At 52.2% G+C, this 26,300-nt stretch carries 22 protein-coding genes; 11 read left to right on the forward strand and 11 right to left on the reverse strand.

Translation table 11 applies throughout. The features are described from left to right. Positions 1-9 precede the first annotated feature (9 nt). The 3 genes from BMX58_RS01850 to BMX58_RS01860 all read left to right on the forward strand — a co-directional run bounded on the left by BMX58_RS01850 (position 10) and on the right by BMX58_RS01860 (position 4,039). Positions 10-1,869: a carbohydrate-binding domain-containing protein gene (locus tag BMX58_RS01850; RefSeq protein WP_204243744.1), complete on the forward strand. Its 1,860-nt coding sequence runs from the start codon at positions 10-12 to the stop codon at positions 1,867-1,869. 86 nt (positions 1,870-1,955) lie between these two features. Next, positions 1,956-2,945: a serine hydrolase gene (locus BMX58_RS01855; RefSeq protein ID WP_068621466.1), complete on the forward strand. Its 990-nt coding sequence runs from the start codon at positions 1,956-1,958 to the stop codon at positions 2,943-2,945. A 494-nt stretch (positions 2,946-3,439) separates the two neighbouring features. After that, positions 3,440-4,039, forward strand: a complete 600-nt coding sequence (locus BMX58_RS01860) for a 50S ribosomal protein L25 (protein WP_068621468.1) — start codon at positions 3,440-3,442, stop codon at positions 4,037-4,039. A gap of 137 nt (positions 4,040-4,176) precedes the next feature. Here the strand turns inward: BMX58_RS01860 and BMX58_RS01865 are convergent, their stop codons facing one another. Together BMX58_RS01865 and BMX58_RS01870 are read right to left on the reverse strand one after the other, a co-directional pair. Beyond that, positions 4,177-4,659 carry an NAD(+) diphosphatase gene (locus tag BMX58_RS01865; protein WP_242653618.1) on the reverse strand — a complete coding sequence of 161 codons (483 nt, stop codon included), beginning with the start codon at positions 4,657-4,659 and terminating at the stop codon, positions 4,177-4,179. A 207-nt stretch (positions 4,660-4,866) separates the two neighbouring features. Further along, on the reverse strand, positions 4,867-5,313 hold the full coding sequence (locus tag BMX58_RS01870) for an SRPBCC family protein (protein WP_068621472.1): 447 nt from the start codon (positions 5,311-5,313) through the stop codon (positions 4,867-4,869). A gap of 306 nt (positions 5,314-5,619) precedes the next feature. On the opposite strand from BMX58_RS01870, the gene BMX58_RS01875 reads away from it, so the two are divergent. After that, positions 5,620-6,855, forward strand: a complete 1,236-nt coding sequence (locus tag BMX58_RS01875; protein WP_068621473.1) for a DUF438 domain-containing protein — start codon at positions 5,620-5,622, stop codon at positions 6,853-6,855. 124 nt (positions 6,856-6,979) lie between these two features. On the opposite strand, the gene BMX58_RS01880 is transcribed toward BMX58_RS01875, so the two are convergent. From BMX58_RS01880 to BMX58_RS01895, 4 genes are all read right to left on the reverse strand, one after another. Next, positions 6,980-7,249, reverse strand: a complete 270-nt coding sequence (locus BMX58_RS01880) for a hypothetical protein (protein ID WP_068621475.1) — start codon at positions 7,247-7,249, stop codon at positions 6,980-6,982. A gap of 19 nt (positions 7,250-7,268) precedes the next feature. Continuing rightward, positions 7,269-9,398 (reverse strand): ferrous iron transport protein B, encoded by a 2,130-nt coding sequence (gene feoB, locus BMX58_RS01885; RefSeq protein WP_068621477.1) that lies wholly within the window; start codon positions 9,396-9,398, stop codon positions 7,269-7,271. Continuing rightward, positions 9,398-9,634 (reverse strand): FeoA family protein, encoded by a 237-nt coding sequence (locus BMX58_RS01890; RefSeq protein WP_239420517.1) that lies wholly within the window; start codon positions 9,632-9,634, stop codon positions 9,398-9,400. The genes feoB and BMX58_RS01890 overlap by 1 nt, the downstream gene beginning before the upstream one ends. A 218-nt stretch (positions 9,635-9,852) precedes the next feature. Beyond that, positions 9,853-10,359, reverse strand: a complete 507-nt coding sequence (locus BMX58_RS01895) for an AI-2E family transporter (protein ID WP_420855196.1) — start codon at positions 10,357-10,359, stop codon at positions 9,853-9,855. A gap of 150 nt (positions 10,360-10,509) precedes the next feature. On the opposite strand from BMX58_RS01895, the gene BMX58_RS01900 reads away from it, so the two are divergent. Beyond that, entirely contained in the window at positions 10,510-11,838 is a 1,329-nt protein-coding gene (locus BMX58_RS01900) for a hydroxymethylglutaryl-CoA reductase, degradative (RefSeq protein ID WP_275425211.1), read from the forward strand. 311 nt (positions 11,839-12,149) lie between these two features. Here the strand turns inward: BMX58_RS01900 and BMX58_RS01905 are convergent, their stop codons facing one another. Continuing rightward, a complete protein-coding gene (locus tag BMX58_RS01905; RefSeq protein ID WP_068621483.1) occupies positions 12,150-13,328 on the reverse strand; it encodes a hydroxymethylglutaryl-CoA synthase in 1,179 nt (392 codons plus the stop codon). Positions 13,329-13,583: 255 nt separating this feature from the next. On the opposite strand from BMX58_RS01905, the gene BMX58_RS01910 reads away from it, so the two are divergent. The 4 genes from BMX58_RS01910 (at position 13,584) to BMX58_RS01925 (ending at position 17,855) form a co-directional block, all read left to right on the forward strand. Then, complete coding sequence (locus tag BMX58_RS01910; protein WP_068621485.1) at positions 13,584-14,765, forward strand: acetyl-CoA C-acetyltransferase; 1,182 nt, start codon at positions 13,584-13,586, stop codon at positions 14,763-14,765. Positions 14,766-14,945: 180 nt separating this feature from the next. Further along, positions 14,946-16,433, forward strand: coding sequence for a threonine synthase (thrC, locus tag BMX58_RS01915; protein WP_068621487.1), 1,488 nt, complete (start codon positions 14,946-14,948; stop codon positions 16,431-16,433). 320 nt (positions 16,434-16,753) lie between these two features. Next, entirely contained in the window at positions 16,754-17,200 is a 447-nt protein-coding gene (locus BMX58_RS01920; RefSeq protein WP_068621489.1) for a YaiI/YqxD family protein, read from the forward strand. Between the two features lie 34 nt (positions 17,201-17,234). Beyond that, on the forward strand, positions 17,235-17,855 hold the full coding sequence (locus BMX58_RS01925) for an HD domain-containing protein (protein WP_068621491.1): 621 nt from the start codon (positions 17,235-17,237) through the stop codon (positions 17,853-17,855). A 78-nt stretch (positions 17,856-17,933) separates the two neighbouring features. Here BMX58_RS01925 and BMX58_RS01930 read toward each other — a convergent pair whose 3' ends face one another. After that, positions 17,934-19,355, reverse strand: coding sequence for an aminotransferase-like domain-containing protein (locus BMX58_RS01930; protein ID WP_068621494.1), 1,422 nt, complete (start codon positions 19,353-19,355; stop codon positions 17,934-17,936). A 150-nt stretch (positions 19,356-19,505) separates the two neighbouring features. Here BMX58_RS01930 and pdxS point away from each other — a divergent pair, with 150 nt between their 5' ends. Together pdxS and pdxT are read left to right on the forward strand one after the other, a co-directional pair. Next, entirely contained in the window at positions 19,506-20,396 is an 891-nt protein-coding gene (gene pdxS, locus BMX58_RS01935) for a pyridoxal 5'-phosphate synthase lyase subunit PdxS (RefSeq protein WP_068621496.1), read from the forward strand. A gap of 2 nt (positions 20,397-20,398) precedes the next feature. Continuing rightward, positions 20,399-20,971 (forward strand): pyridoxal 5'-phosphate synthase glutaminase subunit PdxT, encoded by a 573-nt coding sequence (pdxT, locus tag BMX58_RS01940; protein ID WP_068621499.1) that lies wholly within the window; start codon positions 20,399-20,401, stop codon positions 20,969-20,971. 160 nt (positions 20,972-21,131) lie between these two features. Here the strand turns inward: pdxT and BMX58_RS01945 are convergent, their stop codons facing one another. The 3 genes from BMX58_RS01945 to BMX58_RS01955 all read right to left on the reverse strand — a co-directional run bounded on the left by BMX58_RS01945 (position 21,132) and on the right by BMX58_RS01955 (position 26,190). Continuing rightward, complete coding sequence (locus BMX58_RS01945) at positions 21,132-22,541, reverse strand: 6-phospho-beta-glucosidase (RefSeq protein WP_068621501.1); 1,410 nt, start codon at positions 22,539-22,541, stop codon at positions 21,132-21,134. Between the two features lie 11 nt (positions 22,542-22,552). Continuing rightward, a complete protein-coding gene (locus BMX58_RS01950) occupies positions 22,553-23,971 on the reverse strand; it encodes a glycoside hydrolase family 1 protein (protein WP_068621504.1) in 1,419 nt (472 codons plus the stop codon). Positions 23,972-24,231: 260 nt separating this feature from the next. Next, positions 24,232-26,190 (reverse strand): beta-glucoside-specific PTS transporter subunit IIABC, encoded by a 1,959-nt coding sequence (locus BMX58_RS01955; protein WP_068621506.1) that lies wholly within the window; start codon positions 26,188-26,190, stop codon positions 24,232-24,234. Positions 26,191-26,300 lie beyond the last annotated feature (110 nt).

Below are 26,300 nucleotides of genomic sequence, written 5' to 3' on the forward strand. Positions count from 1 at the left end.
AACAAAACCATGAAAAGTACTATAATGAATTTAAAGAACCGACCTCTGACACAAATGCTCGCACTGACAGGCGCCCTTTCCTTGTTGACCGCCTGCTCGACTGAAGCAAGCACCACTACAGCCTCCAGCGACATCTCAGCCGCTGCTGCATCCGACTCCAACTATTCGGAAAGCAACAGCACGGCCATCAGTTTCTCCGATCAAACGATCACAGTCGACGGCTCCGGCGCGGCAGCTGACGGTACCACCCTGACCATTACACAGCCCGGAACATATATACTGAGCGGAACCTTGAGCGGAGGCCAAGTGCGCGTCGAAACCGTCGATGAAGCCGATGTCCAGATCGTGTTGGACGGAGCCACTATCACGAATCCCACTGGTGCAGCTATCTACGTGAAAAGCGCCAACTCCGCGACCATTACCTTGGCCGAAGGAACGACCAATACTTTGAGCGATGGAGAGACCTATACCTTCGAAGACAGTGAAGATGAACCAGACGCTACTCTTTTCAGCAAATCCGATCTGATCCTGAACGGAACCGGAACTTTGGTCATCGATGCCAATTATGCCCATGCCATCAAAGGGAAGGATGATGTGACCATTGCGGAAGGAATCTACGAGATCACTTCAGTCGGCGATGCCATCAAAGGACGCGATTCGCTCTTCATCAGCTCCGGCACGTTCACAATCGACGCGGGCGGCGACGGACTGCAATCGACAAACGAAGAAGAGGAAGGCAAAGGAACCTTGACGATCCAATCCGGCACCTTCACGATTACTTCCGTTGCAGACGGGATCCAGGCATCTACCGACCTTCAGATCCTGGGAGGCGACTTTACGATCACGACCGGCGGCGGCAGCGCAAACAGCAGCACCCAGAGCGAAACTTGGGGAGCATGGGGCACTCCTGGTGCTGAGGCGGCCGCAGATACTACTGCCGAGGATACCGCCAGCGCCAAAGGATTGAAAGCAACAGGCTCCTTGGCGGTTTCCGGCGGCACTTTCGTGTTGGATACATCGGATGACGCCCTCCACACGAACGACACGATCCAAATCACAGGGGGCGATTTCACGCTCGCTTCCGGTGACGACGGCATCCATGCCGACAACACCTTGACAATCGACGAAGGAACCATTAATATCAATCAAAGTTATGAAGGAATCGAAGCGACCGAAATCACGCTGAACGGCGGGGACATCACCTTGACGGCAACGGACGACGGCGTCAACACTGCAGGCGGGAACGATGCTTCAGCCGTCAGCGGACGCCCCGGCGAAAATACTTTCGCATCCACTGCCGAAGGGGCGGGCCTCTTGACCATCAACGGCGGTACGCTGGTCGTGAATGCGAGCGGTGACGGCCTCGACAGCAATGGCAGCATCGAAATGAACGATGGTACCGTGGTCGTCAACGGACCGACTGACAGCATGAACGGCACGCTGGACTACGACAGCACCTTCAACATGAACGGCGGCACGCTGATCGGTGTCGGAAGCTCCGGAATGGCGATGAGCCCTTCTTCGACCTCCGCACAAAGCTTCCTGTTCACTTCTTCCCTGCCGTTGGCTGCGGATGAAGCCATCCAGATCACCGGCCCGGACGGCGAAGTGATCCTGACGTTTGAAGCTTCCACGACGGCACAGTCGCTAGTGTTCTCCAGTCCTGACCTGGTCAACGGCTCTGCGTACACCATCACGACCGGAGGCACCGTTACAGGCGAAACCGCTACCGGAATCTATGAAGCTTCCGCCTTCAGCGGCGGCTCGTCGACCGTTGAGGTGAGCGCCACGACTGAAGCGAGCGGCGGCCAAATGGGTGGCGGCATGGGCGGCAACTCAATGCCCGTATCCGGTGCGTCCGTCAAATAAAATGCCTGACCGGAAAATCCCCTCTTCCGTTCCTGGCTTCTGCTCACATGAGCACCATTCTTTAGCTATAGACGAGGAATCTGAAAATGAAAAAGAGAAGAAAACTAAAAAAGAAAAGAAAACTGAAAAAGAAATACGCGTTGCTCCTTTCCACCCTACTCCTTGCAGGATGCGTCACTATCCTTTTATGGGACCTGGCCATCAGCAAGGATGGAGAAAGTGCTGCATCGGCCCAGACTCTGGCGACCGACCTTGCATACGAGATCGAGGAAGGCCAGGATACTGATGGAAACAGTATCGCTGAAGCGAACGAGATTCTTCAGTCCAGCACGATCTTAAAGCCTTCAGGAGAAGATTTGGCGTCAAAAGTGGATGAATTGAATCTGACTTACCCCGGACAAATCGGTTTTGTCCTCATCAATGAGCAGACGGGCGAAGCAATCACTTCCGATCCATCGCGCATCTTCACCAGTGCGAGCCTCTACAAACTGTTTTTGACTTACGCTATCCTGACCCAAGTCGATGCCGGCACGCTTTCCTTGGAGGACCAAATGGCTGACGACGGCGCGACCATAGACGATTACCTGACGAGCACCATCACTGTTTCAGACAACGAAACCGCCAAGGAACTCGCGCATCTGATCGGCTGGGACAATATTGAAACCTTCATCCATGAGCAAGGCTTCGTTTCCACGAGCTTCAATCCCTATCTGGAATCCGATGGCATCTATTACAACGGTGACTTGGAAACAACTCCCGCTGAAGTGGCTTTCTTGTTGGAACGCCTGTTGGACGGGGAGCTGCTTTCGGAATCCAGCACCACCTACTTTCTTGGGCTACTGGCTGATCAGCAATTGGTCTACGCCCTCAACACCGGACTGGATGAAGGCGTCGCTTTTGCCCATAAAACCGGCCTGCTTGACTCGGTCTCCCATGATGCCGGCATCCTGACGCTGGACGGCCAGACCTACATCGTGGCCGTATTGACGGACGGCTGGCAGGATGCGACCAATGACGCGACACCTGTCTTCGAAAGCCTCGGGGCTGCTGTAATGACTTATCTATATGCGCAATAAGAAACAGGAAGAGAGCGGGAAGGAACGCGTTTACGTAAGCTATGTTCGGATGCAGAAAAGAGGCCGGGATTTTGTCCCGGCCTCTTCCTGTTCTTGTGCAGCTTACGGAGCTTCGCCCTCTTTGTCAGGGTGGCGGGTGAACGCTAGTCGGAGGAGCGTAATGTTGTCCATCCGCAGCTCCGGTGGGGCACCCGCTCACCGGATGAGACCGGTAATTTTGGGCCTCAATTCCGACGAAGCCACGCTCGTCGGAGAACGCAATCAGAATGCTGGGTGAACTCCGGCGAAGCCTCCGTTCACCGGAGCAGAGCAGCGGAAGAAGCCTGTCGATCCACGTATCCACTCCGGATCATGCCAGCTTCTAAAGGCTTATCGTTGGCAATCATTCCCGATTTGCGGTAAGGTATAGAAGTACTATCCATTTGCTGACGTTATATTTATTATACTCAGTTCAAGTCGAAGCAGTACAAGTAAACCAACCAGGAGGAACATACATGAAACTACAAGTAGAGAAACGCGATAGGGTCGGCTCATCTGCATCGAAGCATGCACGATTGGACAAGAAACTGACGGCAGTCATCTATGGAAAAGATGTTGAAGCCACTCCCGTGTTGCTTGACGCCAAAGATTTTGACGAAGTGCTCAAACAGTTAGGAAAAAATGCGGTATTCGAAGCCGCCATGACTGGAGGCAAAACGATGCAAGTCATCGTCAAGAATATCCAGCAATCCGCACTGAAGAACCAGATCCAAAACATAGAACTGCAGGCCATCACAAAAGGCCAAAAACTGACGATGAGCGTTCCGATCCACTTGGTCGGCAGTGAAGCCGTCAAAGAAGGCGTTCTGACCCAGACATTGAATGAGTTGGAAATCGAAACGGACGCTGCCCATGTACCTACTGAATTCCAGATTGCTGTCAGCGGCCTGACCATCGGCGATAGCGTGGCAGTTGCCGATATCCAAGTCGATTCCGGCATCACTGTGCTTACGGATCCTGAAGAAGCAGTTGCGGTAGTCGCAGCCCCAATATTCGAAGAGACGGAAACAGCGGAAGAAGAACCCGTCAGCGAAAGCGAAGCCGTCATGGAATAGCCTTCTGAACTCCAGCGTGAGGATGCTTCCTGTGCATACAAAAAATTCTCGGTTCTGGACATCCAGAACCGAGAATTTTTTTGGTTCCCACAACCACAGCTCTTCGGACAAACTGCTTGCGGATCCTTATCTGCGCGTCATTCCAAATAGTTTTCCAGAAACCGCTGCGCCAAGCTGCCTTTTTTGATGTGCAACCGCGCCGCTTCTCTGGCAAACCACTCGGCCTGATCGACTTCATCCGTCATGCGATCGAGGCTCTCGCTCCCGACGGTACAGACGAAATTGAGCATCAGCGTATTGTTTTTCCCAAAATATTCGCTTTTGTTGTAGCGCAATCCGACCGCTTCAAGTCCGAGCTCTTCGGCAATTTCACGGGCTGCCGCCTGCTCCGCATTTTCGCCTTTGTTCACATAACCTGCGCAGAGGATGAAATCCGTTCCGCCGTACTGCTTGATCAACAAAATTTTGTTCTGTTCCTGATTCAAGATGATCATGCTCACGGCCGTGTTGAATACCGGGAATCGATACCCCTCGCAGCCTTTGCAATAGAGAATCATCCCCTCATTCTCCAGATATTTTCCTTCTAGTTCTGTGCCGCATTCCATGCAATAATTCATCATTTTGTACTCCTATTCCAACAGCTGGTCCAGTCCGCCCGGTTCCGATCCCAAAATTGCTGATGCCTTTCGATATTCGCGCTTCAATTCCCGGGAAATAAGTTTGATTATAGCATGTACTTTCCGTTTTCAATTCATTATTGAGAATCTTGGCCAAAAAGACAGAGCCGGCCGTTCGAATGACGAGCGGCCGGTTCTTCTGGGTTGTTTTCAGGATTCGCAGATTGCTTTGATGTTTTCCAGAGTGTGTTGTGTGGAGTTCTCTTCCATTTTGTCCGTCACCAGTTTATCGAGGATCTTGGTGAATAAGGTTTCAGGCGGAACGCTGTCGATATCGAATGTCAGCTCCGTTCCTCCATCCTTTGCGACGTAACGGCTGGTTTGCTTGGTCGGGAAACTCCCGGTGATGTCTCCGCTCCAGATGGCGCCGCCATCATCGGTACGTTTGCATTCCGTTACTTCGATGGTGATCGGGAAATGGATGCCCATCATGGCATAACTCGATTTGACGATCGTGCCCACCTCGCCTTTTCCGCTGATGCTTTCTGGCTCGGAAAGTCCATTGTAGAAGTGTGACCAATTCTCAGGATTGATCGTGTATTCGTAGACCTTTTCGACAGGGGCGTTGATGAAGATGGTTTTTTCAAAAGTAGCCATTAGTGATTCTCTCCTCTCATGATCCATACAGTGACTGGTTGCTTCGTTGATAATGAGCTAGCAGGAAGGACAAAAAAAGAAACTTTGCGATTGCATTCCCATCAAAAAATTTGGACAGTTTACTTGTTCCCCTTTGTTATACGCCCATTTAGGCAATATTCAAAAATGTGCTCTCGTTTTTCTACTGACATCTGCAAGAATTTCCCACTGCCCGGATCTTCCCGTTTGTCCAGAGTAAGCGTTCGCATTACAATGGAGATGACAGATAAGGATAGGAACCAACACTACTGAAAAAGCGAGGGGATCATGATGGGCGGATCGAACAGCAAAGGCGCTCGCGAAGAAGAGATGGAGCGCCGGCAAGGATTATTGAAGGATCTGATCCTGCGTCTTCATGCAGGTGAAGATTACGAACAGATCAAAAAGGAATTCAAGGAGCATTTCGCGACTGTCAGCGCTCTGGAAATTTCGATGATGGAACGGAGGCTGATCGAACAAGGCCTCGCAGTCGAGGATATCCAACGGCTTTGCAGCATCCATGCCGCCCTGTTCGCGGATGCCGTTGCCTATGAACAGGCAATCTCCAGCGAGAGCGAAAAACCGGGCCATCCGATCCGGGTGCTGAAGGAAGAGAACGTGGCCATCGAAGCGACGCTCGACCGCATCGCCCGACTTTTGGAAAACTATCTGGGGCAGCCTGGCCCGGAGCTCAAAGCAGGGCTTTTGAAACAATTGGAGCTTCTCTGGGGTTTCGACAAACATTACGCACGCAAAGAATATGCCATTTTCCCGATCATGGAGCGCTATGGCATGACCGCCCCGCCGAAAGTGATGTGGGGCGTGGATGATGAAATCCGCGGACAGTACAAGAAGCTCAGACGGATGGTCGAAACCGGGCAACTCGATAGCATCCCAGTCGTTTTCGAAGCGCTGCGCCAGGAAATGCAGGAAATGTTCATCAAGGAGGAAGACATCCTGTTGCCGATGATTTCCGATGCTTTCACCGAAGCCGACTGGCTGAAGGTTGCGGATGAATCGGCGGAAATCGGATATTGCATCGTCCATCCGGAGGCGGAATGGAAACCGGAGCGTGTCGGTCCGGAACCAACGGAAAAGCTGGGCGCAGTCCCGGAAGGAAATCTTGCTTTCGGCACCGGCTACCTCACCATGAAGGAGCTGGAAAGTCTGCTGAATGCTTTACCGCTGGAACTCACATTCATCGATGCGGAAGAGACCGTGAAATACTACAACAGCGGACCGGATGAAAAAATATTCATGCGGACGAAATCCGCCTTGGGACGGCACGCCGAGAACTGCCATCCGCCGAAAAGCGTCGCGATCATGAAGCAGCTGGTCGCGGACCTGAAATCGGGAAAGAAAGACAAGGAAATGATGTGGTACGAGGAATTCGGGAAGTTCGTCGTCGTGACTTATCTCGCTCTCCGGGATGAAAACGGCGTCTATCTGGGCACTCTGGAGTATGTGCAGGACGCCAAATCCGTCCGGGATCTTACGGGCTCGAAACGCAAGTTGGCCGACTGAAGAATGATTTCTGAACTCCGGGGAATGTGGCCTTCACCGGAGGATACGCGCAATATTGACGAATTCTCATAAAAAATGCCGACGCATCAGTCAGAGGATGCATCGGCTTTTTCGGTTATTCAGGCTACTCTTTGATCACTTGTGAAGTCGGGCAGTGATTCTCCCGCACCGCGCCCTCTTGCGGAGTCCGGATCTGCACCATCAGCGTGGAACCGGTGATAGGACAGTCGGCATCCTTTGCACTTGGTACAGTCGGTTCGTTCATCGGACAGGCTTTCACCGTGCAGGCATTGCATTTCTTTCTGCCGCTCGCAATCAGCCGGATTTGGCGGAAAAGGATATACCCCATCAGACTCAAAAAAAGCAGCAACACAATCCAGGATTGCAGATTCATCCCAACATTCCTCCTCTTCCTATTTGACCATCGGTTTCGCCAGGCTTCCCCATAAAGAGGAAGCTTTTTCAGGCGCGGGACGCAAGACTATGAACAACAAAATGGCTGCAGCGGCGGTCGCCAAGGCTGCTCCAGTCCCGAAAGGGGCCCCCAATACGATCACGGAACCGATTTGATTGATGATGAACGCCAGCACGTAAGCCAAAGTGGTCTGATACAGCACGCCGAAAAGCGTCCATTTGGCGCTGCCGAATTCGGTGCGCATCGCTCCGACAGCCGCGAAGCAAGGCATGCAGATCATATTGAAGACAAGGAACGATACCGCGCTGACCGGGTTGAACAATGTACTGAAGGCGGTTGCCACCTCAGCTTCCGAACCGGTCGCACCCATCAGCACGCCCAGTGTCCCGACGATATTTTCCTTCGCGATCAACCCTTGGATGGTCGCCACCGTCGCTTGCCAAGAGCCGAAGCCCAATGGCGCAAAGAAGACAGCAACTGCACCGCCGATTTGAGCGAGGATGCTTTGGTCGCTTTCAACGGTCATCCGCATGTGCCAGTTGAAGGAAGAAAGGAACCAAATCAAACTTGCGCTCAGGAAAATGACGGTTCCTGCATTTTTCACGAATGCCATGCAGCGGGCACCCACCGCGCGGAAAATGCTCTTCCATTGCGGCCAGTGGTACATCGGCAACTCCATGACGAACGGCGATGCCTCACCGGAAAAGATGGCCGTTTTCCGCAGCAACACGCCGGAAAAGATGACCGCCGCAATCCCCAGCAAGTACATCGACAAAGCGATCCAGGATGCGCCGCCGAAGATGGCGTTGGCGATCAGGGCGATGACCGGGAGTTTCGCACCGCATGGGATGAAGGAAGTGGTCAGGATTGTCATGCGGCGGTCCTGCAGATTCTCAATCGTGCGGGAAGCCTGGATGCCCGGCACGGAACAGCCGGAGCCGATCAGCAGCGGGATGAAGGATTTTCCCGATAGCCCGAAGCCGCGGAAAACCCTGTCCATCACAAAAGCGACCCGGGCCATATAGCCGCTGTCCTCCAACAAGGTCAGGCAGAGGAACAAGGCAGCCATCTGCGGCAGGAAGCCCAGAACTGCGCCGACACCTCCGATGGCGCCATCAATCACAAGGCTGCTGACAGCCGGATGGATATCGATGCTGTCGAAGTAACTTTGGACGGCATCAGGCACGACGCTTCCAAACAACACATCGTTGACCCAATCGGTCCCCCATGTCCCGACTGTCGTGATGGCAAAGTAGTAGACTGCGTACATGATCAGGACAAATATCGGCAGCCCAAGCCAACGGTTCGTAACGATGTGATCAATCATGACCGAGAAAGAAGGTTGGTCGGCATTTTTCACAAGAAATTGGCGCGTAATTTTAGTAACGAATTTATAGCGTTCGTTGATCAGGATCGCCTCGGAATCGTCATCCAATTCCTTTTCATAACGGCCAAGCAAGCCATCCATAACAGCCAGACCGTCCTCTGGAATGGCAAGTTTTCCGGAGGTTTGTCCGTCCCTTTCGAAAAGTTTGATGCTGTAATAGCACCGCAATTTTTTCGGAACCAACGGAGCGATGATTTCCTCGATCGTATCGAGAATGCTTTTTACGACGATGCTGTAGGCAATCGGTTCGGCAACGGCTATCGGTTCAGCGATGGCTTTGTATAACTGATCCACTCCGCTTTCCTTCAGCGCGGAAATTGTGACGAACGGCAAGCCGAACGAGCGCGACAAGCCGGCGACATCCAGATGGTCGCCCCTCTTCTCGATGATGTCCATCATGTTGAGAACGACAACGATCGGCAATTGCAATTCCATCAATTGGGTGGTCAGGTAAAGATTCCGCTCCAAATTCGAGGCATCGACGATATTGATGATCAGATCAGGCGGATCCAGCGTCAAATAATCGCGGGTGACGATTTCCTCAATCGTATAAGGGGAAAGCGAATAGATGCCCGGCAGATCGATGACTTGCGTTTCGCCATCATGCAGCAAGGTGCCGGATTTTTGTTCGACCGTCACTCCCGGCCAGTTGCCGACGCGTTGGGTGGAGCCTGTCAAATGGTTGAATAGAGTCGTTTTCCCGCTGTTGGGATTTCCGACAAGCGCTATGGTTTTCCCCATCATTTTTCCTCCCCGAAGTTCACTTCGATTATCTCGGCATCTTTTTTGCGGATCGACAACTCATATCCCCGCACCATCACTTGGATCGGATCACCCAAGGGAGCGACTTTTCTGACATAGATGGCCGTCCCCTTTGTGATGCCCATATCCATGAGTCTTCTGCGGGTGGCACCTTGTCCTGTTATCTTGTTCACAATGGCAGTCACGCCGATAGGCAAATCCCTTACGTTCGTCAAAATCATCCCTCCAATCCTTCGTTGCTCATCATTTTCCGCTCCTAATTGAGAACTATTCTCATTAAGTCATAGCTTAAGGCATAGAGCCTTTCCGGTCAAGACAATTCGTGCATTTTTACTTATTTTTTTTCATGTTGAAAATGAGCGGATGCCGCATTAGCGTCAAAAAAGCCCGGAAGAAATCCCCTTCTCCCAGGCTTGTGAAATATTGTCCTTTTTCAACGACGATATTTTTCGTAATCGTTGCGGCTGACGCTCGATACTTCCAAAACGGCTTTGATGACGACTGCCGCTACGGCTCCAAGGACCGCTCCGATCGGGCCGAACAACAAGATGCAGACGACGGTCGCCAGAAACGTATACAGCGGACGGATTCCGATCTCCTTGCCCGTGATGAACGGTTCGGCGATCTGACGGATGACCACCAAAATGACGTACAGCAGACCGATTTGCCAAGCCAACGTTGTGTTCCCCAACAACAGATGGATGACGGCCCAGGGGATCATCACCATCCCGCTCCCCAGAATCGGGATCAGATCGAACACCGCAATGGCCAACGCCTTCAGAAACCAAAAATCGATGCCGAAATACAAGAAGCCGACACACAATAAGGCAAAACTGATGGCGGCTAGCTTGATGGCCGATATGAGATACCCCTTCAACCCTTTTCCGGTTGCATTGATGATTTCCTTTATATAATAGCTGATTGTTTCCAATGCGATCACTCTCTTTCTGTTGATGGACCCATTATACACATCCGTGCGCCTTTGCGGCATCGGCCGTTAGTCGGATTCTTTCGTACTTGATGCAACGCGGATGACGACTGATGCCACCGTGAATCTTCTATGATAAAATGATATAGGAAACAGACCTTGATTTCACGTCATAACACTTGGGAAATGGAGCTTATAATGGAATCCAATCATCTTCAGAAATTTTACGATAAAACCCCAGCCGAGAGGATCCGTGCCTTAAAGGCAGCCGGCATCCTGGATGAAAAAGCAACAGCCGACCTGCAGGCAGGATTGCGGTTGCCGCAGGAAATCGCCGACAACATGATCGAAAACCAATTGAGCACGTACGACTTGCCCTACGGCGTGGCCTTGAACTTTTTGATTGACGGAAAAGACTATGCCGTCCCGATGGCCATCGAGGAACCCTCCGTCATCGCTGCGGCCAGTGCCGGCGCGAAACTGATCGCCAAGGCAGGCGGTTTCCGGACGACCATCCAGGAACGCGTCATGATCGGGCAAGTCGCCTTGAAAAATATCGCGGACAGCGCCGCAGCTGGACAGTTGATTCTTTCGAATCAGGAACAGATCCTGCAGGCGGCCAACGCTGCCCATCCTTCCATCGTGAAGCGCGGCGGCGGCGCCCGCCGCGTCAGCGTCCGGGTCATCCCCCCCGATGAACGCGAAAGCACGCCGGAGTTTGTCGTCGTACATCTCCATGTCGAGACTTTGGAAGCGATGGGTGCCAACATCATCAACACGATGATGGAAGGCGTCATCCCTTACCTGGAGAATCTGACCGGCGGCGAGGCCTTGATGGGGATTCTGTCCAATTACGCGACCGACTGTTTGGCTACCGCCGAGTGCCGGATTCCCGCCGCTCTTTTGGCAAAAGGCACTTGGACTGGTGAAGAGGTGCGCGACCGTCTGATTGAGGCTTTCCAGTTCGCCTACGTCGATCCCTATCGCGCCGTCACCAACAACAAAGGCATCATGAACGGCATCGATGCCATCGTGCTGGCGTCGGGCAACGATTGGCGGGCCATTTCCGCCGGTGCGCATGCCTATGCTGCCCGCAGCGGTCAATACCGTTCTTTGAGCAGCTGGAAAAAAGCGGAAAACGGCGATCTGCTCGGCAGTTTGACGCTGCCGTTGCCGGTCGGCGCTGTCGGCGGCTCGATCAACTTCCACCCCGCCGCGAAAATGACGAAGGAAATCCTCGGCTACCGCTCCGCCGCCGAACTGGAAGCCATCATCGTTTCGGTCGGGTTGGCGCAGAACTTCTCCGCCATCAGAGCGCTTGTGACGGAAGGCATCCAAAAAGGCCACATGGGTCTGCATTCGCGCTCGTTGGCAATCAGCGCCGGAGCAGTTGGGGACGAAATCGAACAACTCTCGCAGCAGCTGAAAACCGAAAAAAACATGAATCTGGCGACCGCGCAGGCGCTGCTGGCACAAATCCGGGAAGAGTAAGAAGCCGGTTTGATGACCCATGTGGCCGGAATAACCGCCTGCTCCGGTGAAGACTGGCTTCATCGGAGTTGGGGACTGTCAGCTTGCGCTGTTCTCAGGTGAAGAGACGCTCACAGGAGTTGGCAAAGCCAAATATCGGTTTCATCCGGCGAAAACTCGCTCGCCGGAGCTGGCGAGGCTGAATCCCCATTTCCTCCGACAAACACTCACGCGAGCGATCGGACGCATAACTGAACGATCACCGAAACCACATCAACACAAAACAGCCCGCAGTCAGCCGGTATTCCGGTTGCCTGCGGGCTGTTTTTTATTTACCATCTGTCTGTTTTGTTCAAATAGATACGTTTGTGGTCTTCCATCCCTTCAATGCAGATGACTGCGGGATCCGCCTTCACATCCAGTCCGATGCCGGAACCATCGACCGGCAAAACATGCGAAAAGAGCTCTTCGTATTCTCTGACCGTAACTTCTTTGCGGCTGGCGAACATTTTACCGTGTTCGGCAGCGGCCAAAACCGCTTTGAAGCCTTCCCGCAACGTGCCCGTGAAGAACTCACCGACCGCTCCGGACCCGTAGCTGAAGAGGCCGAGTTTGTCGCCTGCCTTCAGGTCGTCAGAAAGCTCCAGCAGGGACAGCAGGCTCAGGTACAGGGAACCCGTATAGATGTTGCCGACGATCCTGTTGTAGACTGTGCTGGTTTGGTAATGCGCCGTCAGCCGTTCGCGGTCCGCTTCGGAACCTTGGTCCAGCACTTCGCGCAGCGCCTTCATGCCCATCTTCGTGTAAGGCAGATGGAAACAGATGGCTTCGAAGTCCGCCAATGTGGCGCCATATTTCGCTCTGAAATCTTCCCAAGCATTTATGAAGAACGAGATGTATTGCTCATTCGAATATTTTCCGTCGACAAAAGCCATTTCCGAATAGATGGGTCTCCAAAAATCCATCACATCGGCAGTCAGATAGCTGCTTTCATTCTCCAGCGCGAGGATGCGCGGTTCCGCGCTGATAATCATCGCCACCGCGCCGGCGCCTTGCGTCACTTCACCGGCCGTGCCGATTCCGTAGCGGGAAATGTCCGAGCCGAGCACCAATACCCGGCTCTCCGGATTCAGGGCGACATGTCCTTTCGCCAATTGGATACCGGCAGTCGCCGCGTAGCACGCCTGCTTCAGTTCGATGCAGCGGGCATGTTCCTGGATCCCCAACAGGTCGTGCACGTAGACGGCTCCTGATTTTGAGTTGTCTATTCCGGATTCAGTTCCGAAAATGATCAGATCGATTTTCTCCAAGTCTTCCTTATCCACGATGCGCAATGCGGCGTTGGCAGCCAGCGTCACCGCATCCTGTGTGATGGGCGCGATAGCCATTTTTTCCTGTCCGATACCGATCGTATACTTGGCAGGGTCCACTCCCCTGGCCTCCGCCAACTTTTCCATATCCACAAAAAAGTGTGGCGCATAAAAGCCAATCTTATCTATCCCAATCTTCACGTCAACTACCCCTTATTCTTCATATATAACATATTTGATGTCTCTCTTCACAAATGATAGACCAGACCGCTAAAAAAAACAACCTTGGGCCTGCCGAATTAAAGATATCTTACAAAACCCTTATCCAAAAATTGCGGTCCATTTGTAATTCTTTACGAATTCTTATATGATTAAGTGCGCTGGGTATCGTAAAATAGGAAAAACACCGTCTCGATGAAATAACTTATAAAAATAAAGACAAAAAGGAGAGCTTAAATGGAAGAAATCGTAATTGTCAGCGCTGCGAGAACCCCCATCGGTTCATTCGGAGGCAGCCTCAAAAATTGTACAGCCGTGGATTTGGGAAGAACGGCAACTGAAGCGGCCCTAAAGCGGGCTGGCCTTTCTCCGGATGCCGTCGATTCGGTCATTTTCGGGAACGTGCTGCAGGCCGGCGTCGGTCAGAATACAGCTCGTCAAATCGCAGTTGCGGCTGGAATACCCTACGAAAAAACGGCCATGACGATCAATGAAGTCTGCGGATCGGGTTTGAAGTCGGTCATCCTCGGCAGCCAAACCATCCGACTCGGCGATGCCAAAATTGTCATCGTCGGCGGGACCGAGAGCATGTCGCAGGCCCCTTATCTGCTGCCGAACCAACGCTGGGGCAGCAAACTCGGCGATATCAGCGCCATCGACAGTCTTGTGCATGACGGGCTGACGGATGCCTTCGATCAGCAGCACATGGGCATCACGGCCGAAACGGTGGCGGAAAGATTCCAAGTGAGCCGCGAGGAACAGGATGCTTTCGCGTTGCGCTCGCAACAAAAAGCGGCCGTTGCGCAAGATGCGGGCTATTTTAAGCAAGAAATCGCGCCTGTTATCCTTACGGACCGCAAGAACCAACAGACAATCGTCGCCGAGGACGAATACATCCGCAAAGATGCCACCAACGAAAAGCTAAGTAAATTAAGGCCAGCCTTCCAAAAGAACGGCACGGTAACACCCGGGAACTCATCCGGCATCAATGACGGAGCGGCGGCTTTGGTGCTGATGGCAAAGTCGGAGGCCGAAGCGAAAGGCATCCCTTATCTGGCCACCATCAAAGGCTATGCCGAAACTGGGATTGATCCCGCCATCATGGGCTACGCGCCTTACTATGCCATCAAACAGGTGCTCAGCAAGACCGGGCTGCGTGCGGAGAACATCGACCTCTTCGAATTGAACGAAGCCTTCGCCTCCCAGAGCATCGCCGTATCCAGGGACTTGGGTTTGCCCGAGGAAAAGGTGAACATCAGCGGCGGCGCCATCGCTTTGGGGCATCCGATCGGCGCTTCCGGATCCCGGATCTTGGTGACACTGCTGCATGCGTTGGAGCGCACCGAGCTGAACATCGGACTAGCCTCCATGTGCATCGGCGGCGGAATGGGCATCGCGATGGTTATCGAAAGAGCTTAAGCAGCACAGAACCTTCCCCGGCATTTGATCCCCATCAACTCGGGGATTTTTTTCAGAAAAAAGCGCTTCGGAACGGTTATTGCCTCGATATGCTGTTGAGTTTTCAACAAAAATGTGGCATACTCTTTATGAGAAATTTTTAATTTTAAAAATGAGAATAATGTAGAGGAGACTGAATCCGTGACGACCTATCACAGCACACGAAATGCAGAAAAAACACTGACGGCTTCACAAGCAATATTACAAGGGATAGCGCCAGACGGCGGATTGTACGTACCCGATCACATTCCGGCTTTGGACATCGCATTGGACCGCCTGGCCGACATGACTTATCAAGAATTAGCTTATGAAGTGATGCAGAAATTTTTCGACGACTTCACTGAGGAAGAACTGAAACATTGCGTAAACGCAGCCTACGATGACAAATTTGACGACGCCAGCATCGTCCCATTGGTGAAAGCCGGCGGAAACCACTACTTGGAATTATTCCATGGCCCGACAATCGCCTTCAAGGATATGGCTCTTTCGATCCTACCTTACTTGATGACGACTTCCGCCAAAAAGAACGGCAGCACGAAAGAAATCGTGATCCTGACAGCAACTTCCGGCGACACCGGAAAAGCGGCGCTTGACGGATTTGCGGATGTGCCGAATACGCGCATCATCGTCTTCTATCCTAAGAACGGCGTCAGCGCCATCCAGGAAAAACAGATGGTGACGCAAAAAGGCGCGAACACTTCTGTCGTCGCCATCGACGGAAACTTCGATGACGCCCAAACGAACGTCAAAAACATGTTCGGCAATGCTGATTTGGCGGCGCGCTTGGATGAAGCAGGCTTCCAGTTCTCTTCTGCCAACTCCATCAACATTGGCCGTCTGATCCCGCAAGTGGTCTACTACGTCTACGCTTACGGTCAAATGGTGAAACAAGGCGCAATCGCTGCCGGCGAACCGATGAACGTCGTTGTCCCTACCGGCAACTTCGGGAATATCTTGGCTGCTTATTTCGCGAAACAAATGGGCTTGCCGATCCAAAAACTGATCATCGCATCAAACGAAAACAAAGTCCTGGTCGATTTCTTCGAGACCGGCGCCTATGACCGCAACCGCGACTTCATTTTGACAACATCCCCATCGATGGACATCCTGGTCTCCAGCAACCTGGAGCGCCTGTTGTACCTGATGGCCGACGAAAGCACGGAAGCCGTCCAAGCTTTCATGAATGACCTGAAGGAAATCGGCCGCTACGAAGTGACGGAAGCGATGCGGGAAAAAGCGAAGGACTTCTACGCGGACTATGCGAAGGAAGAAGAAGTGACAGCACAGATCGCTGCGCTTTACCACGCTGACGGCTATGTCATCGATCCACATACGGCTGTTGCTGCCCACGTGGCCAACACTTACGTGGCCGAAACCGACGATCACACACCGATCGTCATCGCTTCGACAGCGAGCCCGTACAAATTCCCGCAGGCTGTCCTGGATGCCATCGATCCTGAGTTTGCGGATGCTTCTATGGAAGAAATGCTGGACCGCCTGAAAGAATTGAGCGGTGTCGCCTTCCCTCCGGCAATCGAAGAATTGCTGCATGCGGAAGTACGCCACAACACCGTTGTGGCTGCTGACGACATGCAGAAGAGCGTCGAAACTATTTTGGGCTTGAATTGATTTTAAATGTTTAAAAAAACGAGCCGACGATCCGGAATTTTCCGATTGTCGGCTTTTTTGCGTTTTGGACTATTTCGTTCTGTTCTCCGGTGAAATCAGTCTTCACCGGAGATGAGGATCCAAAAATGCACTCTCCTTCAACCAACCAATTTTGGCCGGAGTTGGCTGCTATATTTCACTTGGAACACCGGTCAACCGCTCTTGGCCGGTGTTGCCGGTAATATTCTTTTCCTTTTTCTCTCAAGGCACACACGTCATAGAGAAATCTGTGCAGTTTTTTGGTAAAATGGAGTCAGAAAGAAACAGAATCGAGGCGCCATATGAACATACTGATCGACGGGGATGCTTGTCCCGTCAAGGACATCATCATCGAAGAAGCGGTCAAACGCGAAATACCGGTCACGATCGTCACAAGCTTCGCCCACTTTTCCAACGCGCCGCTCCCGCCCGGCGTGAAAACGGTCTACGTCGATTCAGGAGCGGATGCGGCCGATTTCAAGATCATCCAGCTCGCGCACCGGGGCGATCTGCTGGTCACGCAGGACTACGGTTTGGCATCGCTGGCTTTGCCGAAGGGGCTCACCGTCCTCCATCACAAGGGCTTCGCCTACGACAACAGCAATATGGAACGGCTGCTGGAGGACCGCTACATGAGCGCGATGGTCCGCAAAAGCGGCAAACGCACAAAAGGTCCCAAGCCATTCACGGACGCAGATCGGCACAAATTCAGGAAACTGCTTGTTTCCAAGCTGCAAGAAAACCGATAGGAACCCAATAGAATCAGGAAAGAGGTGCATCGACATGCGCAATGAAATCATCATCGAAGACATCAAGCACATTGTCGCGGACAGGCTGAGGAACGAAGCGACGGGACATGATTGGTGGCATACGCTGCGGGTCTACAACACGTCCATGGATATCGCCGAAGCCGAAGGAAAAGGCGATCGCCTGATCATCGGCTTGGCTGCCCTTTTGCATGATGTCGCCGACCATAAATTCGGCTACACCGATGCCGACCGCGAAACCATCATCACCGATATCCTCAGACCCTTCGAGCTCAACGATACCGTCATCGAGCAGGTCATTTACATCGTCAACAATCTTTCCTTCAAGCAAGGGAAAAATAAGCATGTTTTGGAAACGATCGAAGGCCGGATTGTCCAGGACGCCGACCGTCTGGATGCCATCGGTGCGATCGGCATTGCCCGTGCCTTTGCGTATGGCGGGCACAAGGAGCGGCCGCTCTACGATCCGGAGCACAGCGAGGAAACGGGCAACGATACGATCGGACACTTCCATGAAAAACTGCTCCTGCTGAAGGACGGCATGCACACGGAAACCGGCAAAGGAAAAGCATTGGCCCGCCATGAGCGGATGGAACAGTTTTTGAAGGACTTCCATTCCGAGTGGGACGGCCACTGAAAAAACGTAAAAAGACTGGTTCGAAGCAGGAAATCCATCCTGCTTTGAACCAGTCTTTTCTTTTGCAAACTATCTTGCTCATTCGAAGGCAGTCGGCTTCCGTTCAACAAAATGGCCGAAACTGAAACGGACCGCATTTTTCCGGTCGCCGAATTGAACGCCTTCCTTCACCACAACTTTTTCCTCAAGCAATTCCTCAAGCAAAGCATCCATTTCGGTATCGGTCTTATTTGGGAAGTGACAATAAAGGTGGAAACCGCCTTTGACCGGTTCGAAGCAGATTTCGGACCCGTACCGATTTTTGAGCCACACCTGCAATCTTTCGGCACGTTCCTTCAAAGCAGTGACAATGACAGGAAGATGGGCAGCCATTTCACTCTTCAAATAATGCTCCGCCAACAACTGCGGCAAAAAACTCAGGCCGGAGTCGATCTGATCGCGGATATCGGCCAATTCCCGGATAATCGCGGCTGGCCCAACCATCCAGCCGATGCGGATATGCTGACCGGCAAATTTGGATAGGGAGCCCAAATAAAGGACCTGTTGTCGTTTGTCCAAGCACTTCAAGGGGCGGTTATCGACCGTTTCATCAAAAACAAAACTGCCGTAAGCATCATCTTCCACAATCGGGATGCGCTTCAGCAAACAATAATCAAGGATCGCCTGTTTCCGCTCCGGACTCATGACCGTGCCCGTCGGATTCTGGAAAATCGGATTCAGAAAGATCATCTTCAGAGGATACTGCAAGGAAGCTTCCTGCAGCCCTTTGACGGTCATCCCCTCGCCATCCATCGGAATCGGAACGATCCGCAGGCCGGCCGCCTGAAACAACCGCAAGGAATAGAAATAGGAGGGCGCCTCGATACCGATCGCATCGCCCGGCTTCAGCAGCCCTTGCGTGATCAAAAACAAGGATTGTTGGGTGCCTGAGGTGATGAAGATTTCCTCAAGCGGAACTGTCATCCCATATGCATCCAGAAGATGCTTTTGGACACTTTCGCGCGTCGCTTTGATCCCCCGGTTCTCTTTGATGAATGTCGCTTCCCCGTGCAGCATTTCGCCCAGTGAAATATCCGGTATTTTCAGTTCCGGCAGGAGATCCTTCGGCAGATCCCCATTCCCCAAATCCAGAATTTCGCGCGAGCGGTGCTGCGCTGTCAGCTGTTTGACGTTCCTTTGGTAAGGTGTGTCCACCGAAAGGTTTTCCGGCGTCAAAGAAGTCCGCCAATTGATGATGGGCCTTGTCTGCATTCCCCACTTGTTCGGGTTCACGAATGTACCGCTGCCTCTTTTGCGGATGAGGATCCCCTGCATCGTCAGCTCTTCCAACGCGCGGATGACGGTCGATCGGTTGACCTGCAGTGCCTCCGCCAGTTTGCGTTCCGCCGGCAAAGGCCTTCCGGGCACCAAATCTCCGGCTTTTATCTTCTCTTCAATCAGTTGCATCAACTGTTGATAGAGAGGCATGCTCCTATCCTGATTCAGTCTCCATTCCGTCATTCCATTACCCTCCCAGCAGCTTTTCACCCATTATACACCAAATTGGATGGCTCGGAAACAATCCAATTGGATGTAGGTGTTTTTTGCAAAAGGGATTATGATTTAACCATTCTTTAATCCATTTATCATCTAACCCAAGGAGGAACAATTATGACAACAAAAATCATCGGTTCGGAAAAAGTAAAACGCGGGATGGCGCAGATGCAAAAAGGCGGCGTCATCATGGACGTCGTGAACGCGGAGCAGGCGCGCATCGCCGAGGCGGCTGGTGCCGTAGCGGTCATGGCTTTGGAGCGCGTACCTTCGGACATCCGCGCAGCCGGTGGGGTTGCCCGGATGGCGGACCCAACCATCGTCGAGGAAGTGATGAACGCAGTCAGCATCCCCGTCATGGCGAAGGCACGCATCGGCCACATCACCGAGGCACGCATCCTGGAAGCGATGGGAGTCGATTATATCGACGAGAGCGAAGTGCTGACCCCTGCCGATGAGGAATTCCATTTATTGAAATCCGACTACACCGTTCCTTTCGTCTGCGGTTGTCGTGATCTCGGTGAGGCCTTGCGCCGCATCGGTGAAGGCGCAGCGATGTTGCGTACAAAAGGCGAGCCGGGAACCGGCAATATCGTGGAGGCCGTCCGCCATATGCGCAAAGTCAACAGCCAAATCCGCCTGTTGATCACGAAAGCAGATGACGAACTGATGACATTCGCCAAGGAAATCGGCGCCCCTTACGAACTGGTCAAGGAAATCAAAGCGCTCGGGAAATTGCCGATCGTGAACTTTGCTGCCGGCGGTGTCGCTACTCCCGCTGACGCGGCCTTGATGATGAGCTTGGGTGCGGACGGCGTCTTCGTGGGCTCGGGCATCTTCAAAGCAGAGAACCCGGAAAAATTCGCCCGCGCCATCGTCCGCGCGACAACCAATTACGAAGACTATGCCCTCTTGGCTGAATTGTCCAAAGGTCTGGGCGAGCCGATGAAAGGGATCGACATCGGCACCCTGAACGCCTCCGAGCGCATGCAGGAAAGAGGCTGGTAAGCATGGCAAAAAAAATTGGCGTATTGGCCTTGCAGGGTGCCGTCACCGAGCACCTGCAGGCACTAAACAGATTGGGCGTCGCTGCCGCAGCCGTGAAAACGCCAGCCGATCTGGACGGGCTGGACGGATTGATCATCCCCGGCGGCGAATCGACGGCGATCGGCCGCCTGATCCGCGAACAGGGTCTTGAGGAACCGTTACGGGCCTTTTTCGCTTCAGGCAAAGCGGTTTTCGGTACCTGCGCCGGGCTGATCCTCTGCAGTGCCGACCGCAGCCACGCTCCTGATGAATTGCGGCTCGGCTTCATCGATATCGAGGTCGAACGCAACGGCTTTGGGCGCCAAATCGACAGTTTCGAAGCGCTGCTGCCTTTTGGCGATCTGCCGGAACCGGTCGAAGCCGTCTTCATCCGCGCCCCTTACATCCGCACCAGCGGCGAGGGCGTGCGGGCGTTGGCCAGCATCGACGGAAAGATTGTAGCGGCCGAAAACGACCGCGTGCTGGTCACCGCTTTCCATCCGGAATTGACGGATGACCTTTCGGTGTTCTCGTATTTTTTGAAGAAAATCGGATAAACAGGTTTGATCGGACAACTTCCCCCTTATCGGGGCTGAGGTTGTCCGATTTCTTTTCGGTATCGGACAATCGCAACCCGAGCAGCAATAAGCCACGAAAAAAATCCCCTGTAACACAGCATCAGCGTGCTGTGGAACAGGGGATTGCCTATTCTGTTGTTCAGTCCAAATCCTCGCCGTTGCTGGCGATGGCTTTTTGGTACCAGTAGAAGGAATCCTTCTTCAGTCGGTCCAATGTTCCGGAACCGTCATTGTGGCGGTCCACATGGATGAAGCCGTAACGCTTGGCCATCTCGCCTGTCCCGGCCGAAACCAGATCGATGCAGCCCCAAGACGTATAGGCGACCAGATCGACGCCGTCCAAGACGATCGCATCGCGCATCGCTTTGACGTGGTCACGGAGGTAGGAGATGCGGTAATTGTCGTGGATTTTGCCGTCGACGATCTCATCCACAGCGCCCAAGCCGTTTTCGACCACCATCAGTGGCAGTTGGTAACGGGAATGGAACGTGTTCAAGGCAACGCGCAGACCCAACGGATCGACTTGCCAGCCCCACTCGGATTCAGCCAAATACGGGTTCTTCTCGCCCATCAAGGCATTGCCTTCGCCCGGCACGCCGGATTGCGCAAAGCTGGCCGCGCTGGAAGCGTAATAGCTGAAGGAGATAAAGTCGACCGTATGCGCGGCCAGGATTTCCTCGTCGCCCTGCTCGAAGATGACGTCTATTCCTTTGGCAGCAAAGTAAGCCAGTTTGCTCGGCGGGTAGTACCCTCGGGCATGGACATCCGAGAAGAACAATTTTTCTTCTTCTTTTCGTTGCGCTGCCCAGACGTCTTCCGGTCTTGCCGACAACGGATAGGCCGGCGCATAGGCGATCATGCAGCCGATGCGGTTGTCGGGATCGATTGCCCGCGCCGCTTTCGTTACCAAGGCACTGGCGACGAATTGGTGATGCAAGGCTTGATACATGACTTCTTCCTGGCTTTCGCCCGCTTCGGCTTTTGAACCGATCGAAATCTGCGGCAGGAAAGTCGCCATGTTGATTTCATTGAAGGTCAGCCAATAGTTGACTTTCCCTTGGTAACGCTCAAATAATGTTTTTGCGTATCTTTCAAAAAAACCGATCAGTTTGCGGTTTCTCCAGCCACCGTAGTGGTCGACCAGATATTGCGGCATTTCGAAATGCGAAATTGTCACCAATGGTTCGATGCCATATTTCGCCAATTCATCGAAGACAGCATCGTAAAAGGCCAAACCGGCTTCGTTCGGTTCCAGCTCGTCGCCTTGCGGGAAAATCCGTGTCCAAGCGATCGACATCCGGAACATCCGGAAGCCCATTTCAGCGAACAAAGCGATATCCTCCTTGTAGCGGTGGTAGAAATCGATGCCGAGATGCGAAGGATAGTAATCACCGACACCGGCGAAGCGCTCCGAAAAATCGCGTGAGCAGGTCAGTTGGTCGATGACCGACGGACCTTTTCCGTCGGCATCCCAACCGCCTTCAAATTGATTGGCGGCAGTGGCGCCGCCCCAGAAGAAACCTTCCGGAAATCCTTTACCTGCTGACATGACATTTCCCCCTATTTCTTCACCAAAGATGCGCCGTTTGTAGCGATGACTTCTTTGTACCAGTTGAATGATTTTTTCTTGTAACGGTTCAGTGTGCCGGATCCGTCATCATGACGGTCGACATAAATGAAGCCGTAACGTTTTTTCAATTCTGCAGTCGAAGCGCTGACCAAATCGATACAGCCCCAAGTTGTGTAGCCCATCAGGTCGACACCGTCTGCGATTGCTTCAGCAACCTGCACCAGGTGGTCGTTCAGGTAATTGATGCGGTAGTCGTCGTTGACAGTCAATTGGCCGTCTTCGCCTTCAACCAGTTGATCGACAGCACCCAAGCCGTTTTCGACGATAAACAATGGTTTTTGGTAACGATCCCAGAAGGTGTTCAGGATAACCCGCAAGCCTTTTGGATCGATCTGCCAGCCCCACTCGGAAGCCTCCAAGTACGGATTATGAATGCCGCCCAAGATATTGCCTTCGCCTGCTTTTCTCTTCTCAGGATCAGCCGTTTCAGTCGAACTCATGTAGTAGCTGAAGGAAACGAAATCGACTGTGTTTTTCAGGATTTCTTCGTCTTCCGGCGTGATGTTCAGCTCGATGCCGTGCTCACGGAAATAGCGTTTCATATAGCCAGGGTACGTGCCGCGTACATGCACATCCGAGAAGAAGAAGTTTTGGCGATCCGCTTCCATCACCGCGATGATATCGTCAGGATGGGAAGTCAATGGATAAGTCGGCATTGCGATGACCATGCAGCCGATCTTGAAGTCCGGATTGATTTCGTGGCCGATTTTTGTTGCCAAAGCGCTGGCTACCAACTCATGGTGGCAAGCTTGATACAAGTCAGATTTGGATAATTTTTCAGGAGCCGTCGCGATCCCGCCGCTCATGAATGGTGCGTGGATGATTGAGTTGATTTCATTGAACGTCAACCAGTATTTGACTTTGTCTTTGTAGCGCGTGAAGACCGTGCGCACGTAGTTTTCGTAGAAGCCGATCATTTTGCGGTTGACCCAACCGTCGTATTCGCGGGCAAGGTGAAGCGGTGTTTCATAGTGGGACAAAGTGATCAGCGGCTCGATGCCGTATTTTGCCAATTCATCGAACAGGTCATCGTAGAACTGCAAGCCAGCTTCGTTCGGCTCAGCTTCATCGCCATTCGGGAAGATGCGTGTCCACGCGATCGATGTACGGTAGGTTTTGAAGCCCATTTCCGCAAACAAGGCGATATCTTCTTTATAACGGTGGTAGAAGTCGATCCCTTCCAATTTCATGTTGTCAGGTGTAGGTCCGTCAGTGATCGGCCCAAATCCGCCTTGAGGGGTTACATCCTGAACGGACAGTCCCTTTCCGTCAACATTATAAGCACCTTCGTATTGGTTTGCGGCTGTTGCGCCACCCCATAAAAATCCTTTTGGAAATACTGTTTGCATGTGATCGCTCCTATTCTTTTTCTGGTTCTATTTTATGCACGGGTCTGACTCATTGCGGGACAGCCCTGAATGGTGAAGACTCATCCCAAATGGGTTCGGGCGCCTGAGACCACAAACCAAATTCCCGAATATCTGGTTTTTACTCGGGGATATGGCTTGCGGTCTAGGTTTTTTCCCCGGATATCTGGTTTTTATCCGGGAATATTGCTTGCATTTTACTTTGATTTCCCGAATACCTGGGTTACTTTAACTACAATTGTTTATGCGATGACTGTCAGCAGATAATCGCCGTCAGTCAAAGTTGCTTCTTTCGTCGTGATGACATCTAAGTAGTCATTGCTGTTTGTTACGATGATCGGTGTGATGATTTCATAGCCTGCTTTTTGGATAAAGTCGATATCGAATTCCAACAGCAATTGGCCAGCTACGACTTTATCGCCTTGTTGCACATGGCTCGTGAAGCCTTTACCATCCAATTGGACCGTATCCATTCCGACGTGGATCAGGATTTCCGTTCCGTTTTCAGTCGTCAAGCCGATTGCATGTTGCGTCGGGAACAATAGGGTTACAGTTGCATTTGCCGGAGCATAAACTTCGCCGACAGTCGGGCGGATTGCGATCCCTTTACCAAGTGCGCCAGTCGCAAAAGCTTCATCCGGAACATCTGACAAGACAACCATTTCGCCGATCATTGGGCTTGCGACCAAATCTTTTTCAGCAGCTGCGCTCAAGTCTTTTTTCATTGCTTCAACGACTACAGAGTTTGTGTTTAAAGTTGTTGCTGTATTTGTTGCAGTTGCTGCTGTTTCAGTTTCTCCGTAAAGAACCGGAATTTTTGAGAAGAACACAAGGATGAATCCAGCAACAAGTCCTACTGCACATACGATGATCGAAGCCCAGAAGTTGAAAGTCATTGATCCATCTGCTTCCAAGTAGCTAGGGAATGAGAAGACACCCAAGCCGCCCATACGGTAGCTCGTCAATTTGAAGATACCTGCCACGATACCGGAGATGGCACCAGCAATACAGCTCAATTGGAACGGACGTTTCATCGGTAAAGTGATACCGTAGATAGCAGGCTCAGTTACCCCGAACAAGCCGGAAATGAAAGCCGGAATACTCAATTGTTTTACTTTTGCTTCTTTCGTTTTCAACAAAATAGCCAATACTGCACCGGTTTGTGCGAATGAAACACCTAATACAGTAGCCAATAACTGGTCAAAGCCTTGTGTCGCCAAGTTATTGATTGCGATCGGAACCAAGCCCCAATGCAAACCGAACATGACGAATACTTGCCAGCCACCACCCAATACAGCTCCTGCAACGATCGGGCTCAAGTTATAGATCCAGGATACGCCTGCACCGAGCAATGTTGCAGCCCATGTGGAGATCGGTCCGACAAACAAGATAGTCAATGGAACAACGATCAACAAAGTCGCGAAAGGCATCATGAATAATTTCACGACATCCGGAATGACTTTTTTCAAGAAACTTTCTACTTTTGAACCAAGGAAAACAGCCAACAGAATCGGCACAACTGATGAAGCGTAGCTCATCATGATGACCGGTAAGCCGAAGAAAGTCATGTAGATCGGCGATTCGAAAATGCTGCCGGCGAACAAAGTGTACAGCGGTTCAACGCCTGCTGGATTGACCATGCCTGGATAAACCATTGCAGTTGCGACTGCCATCGCCGTAAAACTGTTCATTTTGAAGTGTTTGCTGGCTGTGAAAGCAAGGAAGATCGGTAGGAAGTTGAAGAATCCGTCACCTGCTGCTTGAATCAGGACATAGGCCCCGTCAGTAGTCGACATGCCTGCAGCCACCAAAAGTGCTGCCACACCTTTCAGCATCCCCGTAGCAGCCAAAGGCCCCAGGATCGGTTGGAAAATTTTCGAAATCATATCGATGAACTGGTTGAACAGGCTGCCTTTCGGGCCTTCGTCTTCAGCTTCCACTTCACCGCCGCCGTTCAAGCCGCCGACAGCGTTGACTGCTGCGTAGACGTCAGGTACGTGGTTGCCGATGACGACTTGATACTGTCCGCCGCTTTGGATGACTGTAACAATGCCTTCAAGTTTTTTCAGGTATTCCGTGTCCGCTTTGCTTTCGTCAACCAATTTGAAACGCAGACGCGTGATGCAGTGTGCCAGGCTGCGGACGTTTTCTTTGCCGCCCACATGAGCCAAAATGTCTTTTGCTAATTCTTCATACTTCATGTTTTATCCCTCTATTTCTATTATTTTTTATAAAAAAAACCTAAATAGAGAGCATGGGAATTTCTTCCGCTGCTGTCTACTTAGGTTTTGCCTGCTTTACCAGTAACAAT

This window comes from Trichococcus ilyis (assembly GCF_900109135.1).
GTDB classification, from domain to species: Bacteria; Bacillota; Bacilli; order Lactobacillales; family Aerococcaceae; genus Trichococcus; species Trichococcus ilyis.